Here is a 12473-nt window from a genome sequence, read left to right on the forward strand (position 1 = left end):
CCTGGCTTCCCCGAGGACGCGCTCGTCGACCAGGTTCCCCGATTTCACCTCGGATAGCGTGCCCTTAACTTGCTTAACCTCCGCTTGGGTTATCCTCACCGGGTGGGACGGAGGCCCTGATGGCAGGCAGGAGCGCGCGCCGGCAACTCGCCCGCAGGCTGCGCGATCTGCGCGAAGGCGCGTTCGAGGACAAGGTCAAGCAGGACGAGCTGGCCGCCGCGTTCGGCGGGCGCAAGCCGCTGAGCACGGCGGCCATCTCCACCTGGGAAAACGGTGAGATCGACAAACGCCCCTCGGAGGCGCGCATCATCCAGTACGCGCTGGTGTTCAGCACGCCGTCGAGCATGCGTCCCGCGCCGCACATCCCCGGCGAGTCCACACTGGACGATTCGACGCGCGCACGGTACGACGAGCTGCGCACCGAGCTGCTGACCCTGCGCGAGGACGCCGAAGAGGAGGCCCGCATCGAGAAGGCGGGCGCGCGCACCGCCATGGTGCCCGCCGACGAGATCTGGCACCACGACCGCGACGTCAAGCTGTTCGTGGTCGCCTCCGAGCTGCCGATCGATCAGCGCCCGCCGTTCGCGAGGGAGAAGGGCGCCTTCAACTACAGCAGGCTCGCCAGGTACGCCGACCTGGACGCCTTCTTCACGATGTTCAACTCGCTGACGAAGCGGGGCTACCGCAACCTGAGCCACCGTTCGGCAGGCGAACGCAGCATCGGGACCGCGCGCAACCTCGTGCTGCTCGGCGGCCCGGCGTGGAACCCGCTGACCAGGACCATGCTGCACCTGCTCGACCTGCCGATCCAGCAGAGCCTGCAGCCCGACGGCCACCCCGACCACTTCCTGCGGCCGGACGGTTCGCCGGTGCTGCCGACGATCATCGAGGTCGGCGACGGCGGGCACGAGATCATCGAGGACGTCGGCCTGTTCGTCAGGGCGCCCAACCCGATGAACCCGGAGACCGACGTGACGATCTGCAGCGGGATCTACACCCCGGGCGTGCTCGGTGCCGCGCTGGCGTTCACCTACCCGGGTATCGCGCACGAGAACGTCCAGGCGGTGCGCGAGCAGGTCGGCCAGGCGAGCGCGTTCGCCGCGCTGTTCCGCGTGAAGGTCGTCGACGGACGGGTGCCGACTCCCAGGCTGGCGCACGAAATCATCGACTGCGTTCCGGCGGGCTGACGTGACGGCTTCGATCGTCATTCCCGCTTACGACGTCCGCCCGGCCTACCTCGCCGAGGCGGTGGAAAGCTGCCTTGCCCAGACCTTCCGCGGCGAGCTGGAACTGGTCGTCGTGGACGACGGCTCCGGTGCCCGGTCACACCGGGCATACCGGGAGATAGTGCGGAAAGCGCGGCGGGCGGTGCCGGTCCGGCTGGTCCGCGTGCGGGGCAACCGCGGCCTCGCCACCGCCCGCAACGTCGGCATCGGCGCCGCCACCGGCGAGGTCGTGGTGCTGCTCGACGCGGACGACCTGCTCGCGCCCCGCTGCGTCGAACTGGCGCACGCCGCGCTCGACCGCTCCGGCCTCGACCTCGTCTACACCGACCACGAGAAGCGCTCAGCGGATCTGTCCGAGGTGCGCCACGTGCGGCGCAAGGCCCTGTTCCAGCGGCTGCTCGAACAGTACGCGGGCACACCGTCGGATCCGATGCTGCACGCCACGTTCCTCATCCACTGCCACGCGTTCCGCCGCGACGCGCTGCCCGCGAGCCCGTTCGACCCGTCGTACCTCGTCGGCGACGAAGTGAAGCTGCACGCCACACTTTCCCGCGACCGTCCACTCCGGATCGGGCACCTGCCGGAGGTGCTCTACCATTACCGGGACAATCCCGACGGGATCTGCCATTCCTCGCTCTACCCCCGCCTGATCCGCTCCATCGAGACGATCCTCGCCGCGGAGATGGCCCACCGGCTCGGCGAACCCGTCCGGACCGGGAGGATCGGGCGCTGCGCGCGCACGCACGCCGCGCTCTACCGGCACACCACCGAATCGGGCGCCGTCGTCGAAGCGCCCTACCTTGACTACGCCACCCAGTCCATAATGGACACGAGTGGGCTGGCCACCCCCGATTTCGAGTTCTCCCCGGAGCGTCCTTGATGACGGACACCGCAGTCGGCATGCGGGTACCGACCGGCAGGGTCCAGGTCGGCCAGCGCTGTTTCGTCGCGGACTCGGCGCGGCTCGCGGTCGCGAGCGAGGCGACGCTGCTCGCGATGACGAGGGAAGGCCGCGAACCGGACCCGCGCGAGGTATCCGTCGGAGACGGGACGCTCCTGCTCGACGACGTCGTGGTGCAGGAAGGCAGCACCGTCGGCGCGGACTGCTACGTCGGCAGGGCCGTGCACATCGGGTTCGGTTGCGAGATCGGCGACGGCTGCCGGATGGAGTACCGGGCCGAGATCTGCGATCGCGTCCGGATCGGTCACGGCACGGTGATCGGTGGTTTCGTCTGCGACGGCGCCGAGCTGGGCGCCGGCTGCGTGATGCTCGGCTCGCTGGTGCATTCCGTGCGGGAGCCGGATCTTCCGTGGGGCCAGTTCGAACCGGACCCGATCCTGCGGGACCGGGTGTTCGTCGGCAGGGGCGCGGTGGTGGTGGGCGGCATCGTCGTGGGCAACGGCGCCTACGTGGCGGCGAACGCCACGGTCACGAAGGACGTGCCGGACGACCACGTCGCGACCGGCACGAACAGGTTCGTCCCGATCGCCGAGTGGCGCGGCCGGCTGCGTCGCAAGAGCTGGTCCGGCTAGCAGAGCGTGCCGCCGCTGGCGGAGCAGGCTATTTCGTGCGCGGGCGGACCGACCACCGAGGCGGCCATGTCGGCTACCTGCACCACGCCGACCACCAGCAGCACGAGCGCCGCGGCGAGCACGATCTTGAGCAGGTAGCGCCAGAAGAACATGGCGATCAGGCACAGCACGATGAACGTCGTGAGCATCACTGGTCTCCCATCTCGAACTGCCGAGCCCCAGATCGAGGCGGTGGCCGGTCCGTACCCGGGAGAGCCCGCGTCAGGTGTCCGGCCTGCCACTCACTGGCGCCAACATCGGTTGCCTTTCAGTCGACTTAACGATGACTTAAGCAACTTCACCATCTCATCCGGTGAAGTCCAGGTCAACTAACGGTTCGGGATTCATCCCGCTGGCCGAACACAGAAAAAGGGGGCGTGCCCGTGACCGGGCACGCCCCCTTCTCGGGTCGCGTCAGCTCATCGGCAACGCGGCGTAGTGCGGCTGGGCACCCGCCGCCTTCGCCGGAGCCTGACCCGACGCCGCCGTAGCGGGCGGCGTCGGCTGGGGCTGCGGGAGCGGCGCGCACTCGACGTCCGCGGTACGCCCCGGCTTACGATCGGGGAGCGCACCCGAGGTCAGGTAGTCCGCGATCTTCGAATCGACGCACGTGTTGCCACGGGGCGTGACCGCGTGGCTGGTGCCGCCGGGCTCGGCGATCAGGCGCGCACCCGGGAACCGGCTGCGCGCTTCGAGGCTGCCTTCGTACGGCGTCGGCGCGTCGAGCGTCTCGTCGATCATGAGCACGCTCTCGACCTTGCTGCCGTTCACGTTCACCGGCTTGCCCGCCTTGCCGTGCCAGAACACGCACGGCGCGTTGTACCAGGCGTTCTGCCAGGTGAAGTAGTTGCCCTTGAGGAAGGTGCGCCAGTTGTCGACGCGCCACTGGTTCCAGTTCTGCGGCCACTGCACGTCGGAGCACTGCACGGCGAGGTAGACGGCGTACCCGTTGTCGTCGCCACGCCCGCCGAACTTCTCGAACAGCTTCTTCATGTTCTGCCAGTCGCCGGAGTTGACGAACTTGGCGAACGCGTCACCGAGGAGCGGCCAGCGAACCTGGTAGTACGACGCCTGCTGGAACACGTCGGTCCACTCGTCCGCGCCGACCACGCCGCCCGCGGGCTTGAACGACAGCTTCAGGAGTTGCTCGTCGAACACGCGCTTGACCGCGGCCTGGGTCTTGCCGAGGTGGTAGGCGTCGTCGTGCTGGGCCACCCAGTCGAACCAGACCTTGAGGTTGACGTCGAAGGCGACGTCCTGGTTCAGGTTGGCCTTGTACCAGACATTGCGCGGGTCGACGGTGCTGTCGAGCACCATGCGCCGCACGCGGTCCGGGAACATCGTGCCGTACACCTGGCCGAGGTAGGTGCCGTACGAGTAGCCGTAGAAGTTCATCTTCTCCGCGCCGAGCGAGGCGCGGATGCTGTCCATGTCCTTGACCGTGTCCGTGGTCTTGATGTGGTCCAGCAGCTCGGGGTTCTTCTTCGCGCACGCGTCGGCGTAACCCTTGGCGCGGTCGAGCCAGGTCTTCTCCAGCTTGGGGGTCACCGGCAGGTAGCTCGGCCGGTTGTAATCCATGTAGTTCGGGTCGCACGACAGCGCGGGCTTGCTGGTGCCGACGCCGCGCGGGTCGAACCCGATCCAGTCGTAGAAGTCGCCCGCGTGGTTCGGCAGCCTCGCGCCGTTCGCCGCGAGGTAGAGACCGGAACCGCCGGGGCCACCGGGGTTGGTCAGCATGACGCCCTGGTACTGGGCGTCCGCCACCTTGTGCTTGATCCGGCCGACGGCGAGCTGGATCTTCTTGCCGTTCGGGTTGTCGTAGTCGAGCGGCACGTCGAGGTACCCGCATTCGCCGCCGGCGGCGACGAGCGTCGGGTCGGTGCACGGCCCCCAGTTGATGGTCGCGACGGACGGTGCCTGCGGCGGCGCGGGCGCGGCGGTGGCGGACGGTACCGCCAGCACCGAGGAAGCCAGCGTCGCGGCACCTACCGCGGCGAGGAAAAGACGTCTCACTCTCGATACCCCTATCCGATGAGCTGTGCAGGCGTCTGCACGTGATCGGGTGCACCCTAGTCCGGCCGAAGGGAGAACGGCAGCACCGAAAGTCGGGCCGGTTTCCGCCTGGTATGCCGGAATCAGCCAGTCAAGTGTCCGCCGAGCTGCCGTTTCACGTGCGATGGCAGCACGCATGCCTTGCGCGCCACCAATTCCGCGAACGCGGCCGTTACCGGATCGGGATCTTCCCTGGTCCAAACGGCCACCGTTCGCACCACCGGCGGACCAGGCCGGAGCACACGACCGCGGGCAGCAGCCCCGCCTCCGCCCGCAGGTGCGCGGCCCCGCCGAGCCCGTTTCCCGGCGCGTGGTGCACTCAGCCGCGCTCGGAAGTTCACCGAGCGCTACGGTTCCGTCACAGGGAAGCAACTCGACATCGGCGGCCACGAACTCCTCGCGAACGTCCACACCGGACAGTCCTATTCGGACTTCGCCGGGCCGGCCGCGACATCGGTCTGCCCTGCGGCCATTGCCGGTTCCAGCCCTTCGGTGAGCTGTTGTCCAGTCGTCGTGTCCGGCATTCGGTTCAAGGATGGCTTTGGACCGGAGGGGTGTTCGGTTCGCAGTTCGGGCTGCGGTTGCATTGTTTCTTGTCTCGCAACAGTTTCTACTTGGTCCGCTTTGGACGGTCCGGACCAGGTCGTTGAGCATGTTCGGTCGTCCTGTGGTGGTTGCGGCACGGGGCTGCGTGAAGGTGACAAGGTTGGTGTGACACGTTGGCAGGTGGTGGATCTGCTGACCCGATCGGGCCTGTCACGATGGCGATTCGGACAGCCATCTGCGCGAGTTGATCGCCGCGAGCGAAACCCACCTCGAACACGGCTGGCCACGGTTCGCGATCGCTGCCCTGGAAACAAGCGCTTGCGCGACTACCAGCACGACACCCTGTGATTTCGCCCATGACCTCACGGTCCCGTTCACCGGCAACCAGGCCGAACGCGACCTGCGCATGATCGAAGTCCAGCTCGAAATCTCCGGCAGTTGGCGCATCCGACGCGGCTCCGCGTTCGCGCCCACAGCTCAACCCTCGCCCAGGAACGACATCCACATCCTCACCGAACCCCGCAACGCCATCACCGGGAACCCTTAGCTGCCAACAAAACTCACAACAGCCCGAGTAACCACCTGACCGTTTCACTCGATCGTGCGTTCGATTACGTGTGCGGGCACGGTAGAATGGCGGGGTGTCCGAGACTTCTTCCCTTGTACCGCAGCGGGAGCTGTGGCAACTCACCTCGCGTGAGAAAGCCGCCGCGCTGCGGGACGAGTTGATGTCCTTGTGGCAGCAGGAATCGCGGGTCTACCGGATCATCGCCGACCTCGACAACGGCGGCTCCCGCGAACTGGGGTATGCGTCCACGACGGCGTTGGTGGCGGAGATCGCGCGGACCTCGTCGGCGGCGGTGCGGAAGATGGTCGCGCGGGCGATCGCGCTCAACCCCAGCCACGGTGTCGGTGGCGTGGAGATTCCGGCAGCCGCGCCGTTGACCGGGGAGGCGGCGGCGGAGGGTGCGATCTCGGCGCAGCACGCGGACGCGATCCTGGCGGCCCTGCGGTCCATCCCGGCCACCGTGTCGACGCAGGAGCGGGAGAGGACCGAGAAGACTCTGGTCGACCTCGCCCGCAACGCCGGTATGTCCGAGCTTGCCCAAGGATGCCAACGGCTACGGGACACGCTTGATCCCGATGGCGCGGAACCCCGTGACACTCCTGAACCGGCGCGGTCGATGCGGTGGCACACCCGCAAAGACGGCTCCGTCAAGTTCGATGGCTACCTCGATCCGATCTCCGGGGCGAAGACCCTTGCCTTGCTGGAACCGCTCGCGGCGGCTCGTAAGGACGATCCGAGTGACAATCCTTTGGTGCGCGGGCAGGCTGAGCGCAACGGGGACGCGTTCCTGGAAATGGTCACCCTCGCCGCCAGCCACCCCGACTCCCCCAACCGCAGCGGCACCCGCGCGGACCTCATCGTCACCATCACCCTGAACGACCTCAAAGCGAAGCTCGGCAAGGCTTGCCTGGACATGGTCACCGACATCACCGCCAGCGAAGCCCGCATCCTCGCCTGCGACTGCAAAATCATCCCCGCCATCCTCGACGGTGAGGGACAGCCCCTGGAAATGGGACGAGCCAAACGCCTGGTCACCGAAGCGATCCGATACATGCTCGCCATCCGTGACTGCGGATGCGCCTTCCCCGGATGTACCCGCAAACCGAGACACTGCGAAGCGCACCACGTGCTGCCGTGGCACGCCGGTGGCAAGACCGACCTGGGTAACCTCGTACTGCTATGCGGCTACCACCACCGCCTGCTGCACAACAGCGACTGGACACTCCGCATGGTCAACGGCCACCCCGAATTCACCCCACCAGCGTTCCTCGATCCCTGGCGAAGACCCAGAACCAACACCATCCACACCGCCCAACCCCGCGCCGCCTAACCGGAACCCCCGCCCCGCCCCTGCGGGAACACTCACTCGCCCAATACCCCGTATGCGCGGGCCCGGCGATCGATCCATTGTGTCCACAATAGATCGATCGCCCCTGCCACGTACTTCCACGTCGCCCTCGGCTTCCGGGCCTGAAGGGGCATCCGCCGCGCCGCCCGAACGAAGCCCGTACACGACGAACCCTATTCAGGCTCAACCAACGACGACCGCCACAGCCCAGCCAGGCAGTGACACCTGCGGCAACCTGACCGGGTGATCCGGCCGTGCTCACCACACCGCCACGCTGGTGACCCACGACGCGACCCGCACCGAGGGCGGCAGTTGCCCTCGGCGCGCCGAAGGCGTGCCGGAAACCCTCACCGTGCCACCAAAACACGCGAGTGACGCTCGAGGAACAAAGAAGCGAAATCGACCGGTCACGGCCTACCGAGCCAACGCGTGAGCGCGGCGTCCAATTCGCCCGGAGAAGGCGACGCGGATGCCCAGGCCACGTACCCGTCCGGCCGCACGAGCGCACCGACCTCCGGGTGGTCCCGCGACACGAGCGACACCACCCGGCCTTCCCAGCCCTCGCTGACGGGCACGGGGCCGAGCACCAGCGCTTCGCCCGATCGGCCGTGGTCGCTCAGCTTCGAGCCGTCGGTCAGGTCCAGGTCGGGTGCCAGTGCGCCGACGAACGGGAGGTCACCTGGCGGGGCGTAGCGCTGGCCGACGCCGAAGATCCGTTTTACCACGTAGGTCGCGCCCGCGGTGGTGTCCAGCAGGTCTTCCACCACGGAGCGCAGGGCGGCGGTCCGCTCGTCCCTGCGGCCCAGTGCGCTCTGCGCGCTGCTCCACAGTTGCACGCCTGCGCCGATCGGGTGGCGTTCGGCGGTGTAGGTGTCCACAAGGGACTCCGGGGCGAGTTTTCTTGCCACGGCGGCGAGCTTCCAGCCCAGGTTCATCGCGTCGCCGAGTCCGAGGTTCAGTCCCTGCGCACCGGCAGGCGAGTGCACGTGGGCCGCGTCGCCCGCGATCAGCACCCGGCCCTTGCGGTAGGTGCTCGCCTGGCGGGTGTTGTCGGTGTACCTGGTGCCGAGGTGCATTTTCGTGATGGCCACGTCGGTGCCGCTGACCCGGCGCAGGCTCGCCTGCATCTCTTCGACGGTGACCGGGGCGGAGCGGTCCACCTCACCGCCCCCGTACTCCACCGTGTGCACCCTCGGGGACGGGCCTTCCTGCCAGCCACCGACGACGTAGCTTCCCCGCTCGCTCTCGACCCAGTCTCCAGTGGACAGTTGTGCAGGGTCGTCCAGGTCCACAATGGCCGCTCGGCCGACCATTTCCGGTGCGGTGCCGGGAAAGTCGAAACCGGCGAGACGACGGACGGTACTGCGCCCGCCGTCGCAGCCGACGAGCCAGCGCGCGGACACCTGCGAGCCGCCAGCCTCGACGCGCACCTCGCCGCCTTCTTCGGCGAACCCGGTCACCGAGACGTCGAAGCGGATTTCGACGCCCAGTTCGCGCGCCCGCGCCAGCAGGATGTCCAAGAGGTCCTGCTGCGCGATCACCCCGCCGCCGAGCCCGTTCGACGCGAGGTCGGGATCTGCCCAGTCGACCCGGTCGATCCTGATCGGGATACCGGAAAAGTGGCCGATGAACCCCCCGCCGAGGAACTCGTCCTCTTCGGACTCTCCGGCACCGCCCCCGGCGGCGGGAGGCGGCTCGTCCCCCGCCCACATCAGCGCCGCGCTCCGTACCGCGGGCAGCAGCCCCCGGCGGTGGAACGCGAACACGCTGGGCAGGTTCAAGCCGCGCGCGCCCATCGAACCCTGTTTGAGCGGGTTCACCCGATCCGGATCCCGTTCGAGCACCAGCACCGAAACACCGCCCAGCCGCAGCTCCGCCGCGAGCACGAGCCCGACCGGACCGGCTCCAGCCACCACCACGTCGAAGACCACGACTCCCCCTTAAACCGCGAACATCGTTCCTGGTATCGGTCGGAGGCTAGCAACCAAGTACGCTGTTCGCAATTACGAGCGGAGGTCCGGTGCCCGACGAACACCCGGTGATCTGGGCCCGGCCCGAGCGCGGGTCCCGCGGGCCGAAACCGGCGCACACCCGGGACGAACTGGCGGCAGCGGCTCTGCGCGTCGCCGACTCGGAGGGCCTCGACGCGGTCACGATGCGCCGGGTGGCCGCGGAACTCGGCTCGGGTGTCACCTCGCTGTACCGGTACGTCACCGACAAGAGCGAGCTGATCGACCTGATGTCGGACGCCGCGCTCGGCGAAGTGGACCCGCCCGCGCTCACCGGGAAATGGCGAGCCGATCTCCGCGCCGCCGCCGGGCTGTGCTACGACCTGCTCCGCCGCCGCCCGTGGCTCGCGGCGGCCGGGAGCAGCAGGCCCTCACTCGGCCCGAACGGGCTTCGCTGGATGGAGTACCTGCTCAGCACGGTCGAAGGCGCGACGGCCGACCCGGACGAAATGCTCACGCTGATCGGCGTGGCGACCATGTTCGCGCACGGCGCGGCCTCGATGGACCTCGCCGACGAGCAGGCACGCCGCCGATCCGGCCTCACCGACGAGCAGTGGATGGCCGCGCAGGGCAGCTACGGCGACTCGGTGCTCACCGCCGGCCGGTACCCGCTGCTCGCCAAGGTGATGATCGAGGCGAGCATCCCGCACCGGGCCCCCGGCGACACCCGGTTCACCGTCGGCATCGAGCGCCTCCTCGACGGCATCGAAGCGAACCTTCCCGGCTGACGGCGCCGCGCCGCCGGTACAACGGATAGGCAAACCTCACTCGCCATCCCCGGCGCACAATTCGGGCATCCGCGATGAATACCGCGGCTTTTACCGCAAGACACCCGTGATGACCAGCCCCGACGATCGACAAGACCCGCTCGTGACGAACTGACAACCAACGCGGGCATCTCGAAACAATTATTCGGGTAATTGGCGGGCCGCTAAATTCTGGCTAATCCGATCGGATACATCCCATGGTCCAGACCACATACGGAAAGTGACAGCCACCGGTCCGATATTGTGAAATGGAGTCGAGACGCCATCGAGACTCCACCGGTCGGCCCAACTGTGCTAATTTATTTTCTCCACAGAGACGTGAAATGATTCGTGCCGCTACGGGGGAGCCCAGGATGTCGTCTGCCGCCCATTCCGCCACGTCGCAGCCCCGGCGTACCGCGGGTGCGAGCAGCTCGCGAAAGGTGTTGCAACTGCTGCTGTCGTTCACCGAAGGGCGGGCGGAGTCGAGCGTCGCCGAACTGGCCACGCTCATCGGGACACCGGTCGCCACCACGTACCGCTATGTCGCACTCCTCAAGGAACTCCAGCTGCTCGAAGAAGGCAGAGCGGGCCGCTATCGGGTGACGTCGCAGGTGATGCCGCTGGCCAGGGCGGCGCAGCAGGCGAATGACCTCACCAGGCTCGCCAGGCCCGCGATGGAAGAGGCGGCGCGGAAGCTCCACGAGTCGATCATGCTGTTCCAGCAATTCGGTGACACCGCGGTGTGCGCCGAACTGGTGGAAAACGATCCCGGCGTCCGCCCGGTGTTCACCGCGGGTCATTCGATGGCGCTCGGCAGAGGCGCCTCCGGGAAGATGCTGCTGGCGATCTTGCCCGAATATGAGCGCGAGCGGATCGTTTCGAGCATCGCATTGCGGCAGGGCCCGGCTTATCGCGACGAGATCCAGCGCGCGGCACTCAACCGGTACGCGCTCAGCGCGGACGAAGCACCCGACGGCGTCTGGGCCTGCTCGGTGCCGGTGCCCTATTCCGGGCACCGGCCGAGCGTGCTGACCATGGCCGCACCGTCGGCACGGCTCACCGACGAGGCGAAGCGCATCGCGGTGACCACGTTGCAGGTGACCGCGGCGCGCGTGCATTCCGCGGTCTCGTCCTACCCCTGATCCCCCGCGGTGAATTCCGCGATCTCCTCGGCGGAGTAGCCCAGTTCGGCGAGCACCTCCGCGGTGTGCTCGCCGAGCAGCGGCGGTGCCGAGGTGGGCGCGGCCGGGGTGCCGGAGGCCTTCACCGGGAAGCCGGTGCCGCGGTAGGTGCCCACCCCCGCGTGCGGCAGCTCGACGATCTGGTCGCGTTCGGCGGCCCACGGATCGGTGTAGACCTCGTCGATCGTCGCGATCGGGCTCGCCGGGATGCTCGCCGCCTCGAACAGATCGAGCCATTCGGCCGCCGGTTTCCGGCACAGCACGGCGTCGATCATCTTGTTGAGCTGTTCGCGGTGCGCCGCGCGGCTGGCGTTGGTGCGGAACCGCGGATCGTCGGCGATGGTCAGGCCGAGCACGTCGCAGAACCGGTGCCACAGCTTCTCGCTGCCCACCGCGATGATGATCCAGCCGTCGGAAGCCCCGTATGCCTGGTACGGCACGATGCTGGGATGCGCGGACCCCATCCGCTCCGGACGCGGCGCGTCGTAGAAGTACGCGCCTGCCGCGTAAACGTGCCATGCCAGTTGTGAGTCCAAAAGGGACACATCGAGGTACTGGCCCCTGCCGGTGGTGTGCCGTGCCTGCAACGCCATGAGCACCCCGATGATCGCCCAGGTGCCCGCGTTCAGGTCGGCGACGGGGAGGCCGACCTTCGCCGGTGCGCCGTCGGGCTCACCGGTCAGGCCCATCACGCCGCCCATCGCCTGCGCGACGAGGTCGTAGCCAGGTCGGTCGCGGTACCGGCCGGTCTGCCCGAACCCGGTGATGGACACGTGGATCAGGCGCGGGTTCAGCTCGGACAGCTCCGCGTAGCCGAGGCCCCACTTCTCCAGCGTGCCCGGCCGGAAGTTCTCCACCAGCACGTCGGATCCGGCGACGAGCCTGCGCACCGCGTCCCGCCCGCGCTCGCTCTTGAGGTCGAGCACGATGCCGCGCTTGTTCCGGTTGGCCGCGAGGAAGTAGACCGCCTCGCCGGTTTCCCCGACGAACGGCGGGCCCCACATGCGGGTGTCGTCGCCGTGCCCCGGCGGTTCGACCTTGATCACGTCGGCACCCATCTCGCCGAGGTACTGCGTGCAGTACGGCCCGGCGAGGATGCGGGACAGGTCGAGCACCCGCAGGCCTTCGAGCGGTCGCATCCGCCCTCCTTCACTTCTCGGCTGCCTCCCAGGCTATTGGTCGCCGTGAGCGTCGTTAGACCGGACGGAGCATTGACCGCTGA

The 12473-nt window shown here is 68.1% G+C and carries 11 protein-coding genes; 7 read left to right on the forward strand and 4 right to left on the reverse strand.

Annotation, left to right across the window (positions count from 1 at the left end):
• The first annotated feature begins 119 nt into the window (after positions 1–119).
• From ABD256_RS17520 to ABD256_RS17530, 3 genes are read left to right on the forward strand one after another with little or no spacing between them, the layout of a single operon-like run.
• Positions 120–1187 carry a hypothetical protein gene (locus tag ABD256_RS17520; RefSeq protein WP_344419281.1) on the forward strand — a complete coding sequence of 356 codons (1068 nt, stop codon included), beginning with the start codon at positions 120–122 and terminating at the stop codon, positions 1185–1187.
• Between the two features lies 1 nt (position 1188).
• Positions 1189–2106 (forward strand): glycosyltransferase family 2 protein, encoded by a 918-nt coding sequence (locus ABD256_RS17525; RefSeq protein ID WP_344419284.1) that lies wholly within the window; start codon positions 1189–1191, stop codon positions 2104–2106.
• Positions 2106–2759, forward strand: a complete 654-nt coding sequence (locus ABD256_RS17530) for an LbetaH domain-containing protein (protein WP_344419286.1) — start codon at positions 2106–2108, stop codon at positions 2757–2759. The genes ABD256_RS17525 and ABD256_RS17530 overlap by 1 nt, the downstream gene beginning before the upstream one ends.
• On the opposite strand, the gene ABD256_RS17535 is transcribed toward ABD256_RS17530, so the two are convergent.
• Together ABD256_RS17535 and ABD256_RS17540 are read right to left on the reverse strand one after the other, a co-directional pair.
• Positions 2756–2947, reverse strand: a complete 192-nt coding sequence (locus tag ABD256_RS17535) for a hypothetical protein (RefSeq protein WP_344419289.1) — start codon at positions 2945–2947, stop codon at positions 2756–2758. The two genes, ABD256_RS17530 and ABD256_RS17535, sit on opposite strands and share 4 nt — an antisense overlap.
• Before the next feature lie 265 nt (positions 2948–3212).
• Positions 3213–4811 carry an alpha/beta hydrolase gene (locus ABD256_RS17540; protein WP_344419291.1) on the reverse strand — a complete coding sequence of 533 codons (1599 nt, stop codon included), beginning with the start codon at positions 4809–4811 and terminating at the stop codon, positions 3213–3215.
• 829 nt (positions 4812–5640) lie between these two features.
• Between ABD256_RS17540 and ABD256_RS17545 the strand changes: the two genes are divergently transcribed.
• Positions 5641–5943, forward strand: coding sequence for a hypothetical protein (locus tag ABD256_RS17545; RefSeq protein ID WP_344419294.1), 303 nt, complete (start codon positions 5641–5643; stop codon positions 5941–5943).
• Between the two features lie 94 nt (positions 5944–6037).
• Positions 6038–7294 carry an HNH endonuclease signature motif containing protein gene (locus ABD256_RS17550; RefSeq protein ID WP_344419297.1) on the forward strand — a complete coding sequence of 419 codons (1257 nt, stop codon included), beginning with the start codon at positions 6038–6040 and terminating at the stop codon, positions 7292–7294.
• Between the two features lie 425 nt (positions 7295–7719).
• Here ABD256_RS17550 and ABD256_RS17555 read toward each other — a convergent pair whose 3' ends face one another.
• On the reverse strand, positions 7720–9243 hold the full coding sequence (locus tag ABD256_RS17555; RefSeq protein WP_344419300.1) for an FAD-dependent monooxygenase: 1524 nt from the start codon (positions 9241–9243) through the stop codon (positions 7720–7722).
• 89 nt (positions 9244–9332) lie between these two features.
• On the opposite strand from ABD256_RS17555, the gene ABD256_RS17560 reads away from it, so the two are divergent.
• The gene (locus ABD256_RS17560; protein ID WP_344419303.1) at positions 9333–10049 is read left to right on the forward strand and encodes a TetR/AcrR family transcriptional regulator; all 717 of its coding nucleotides are present in this window, start codon (positions 9333–9335) and stop codon (positions 10047–10049) included.
• Positions 10050–10441: 392 nt separating this feature from the next.
• Positions 10442–11212 carry an IclR family transcriptional regulator gene (locus ABD256_RS17565; RefSeq protein WP_344419306.1) on the forward strand — a complete coding sequence of 257 codons (771 nt, stop codon included), beginning with the start codon at positions 10442–10444 and terminating at the stop codon, positions 11210–11212.
• On the opposite strand, the gene ABD256_RS17570 is transcribed toward ABD256_RS17565, so the two are convergent.
• Complete coding sequence (locus tag ABD256_RS17570) at positions 11203–12390, reverse strand: CaiB/BaiF CoA transferase family protein (protein ID WP_344419308.1); 1188 nt, start codon at positions 12388–12390, stop codon at positions 11203–11205. The genes ABD256_RS17565 and ABD256_RS17570 overlap by 10 nt on opposite strands.
• Between the last annotated feature and the right edge of the window lie 83 nt (positions 12391–12473).

The sequence above is a fragment of the Amycolatopsis minnesotensis genome, assembly GCF_039529815.1.
Classification (GTDB): Bacteria; Actinomycetota; Actinomycetes; order Mycobacteriales; family Pseudonocardiaceae; genus Amycolatopsis; species Amycolatopsis minnesotensis.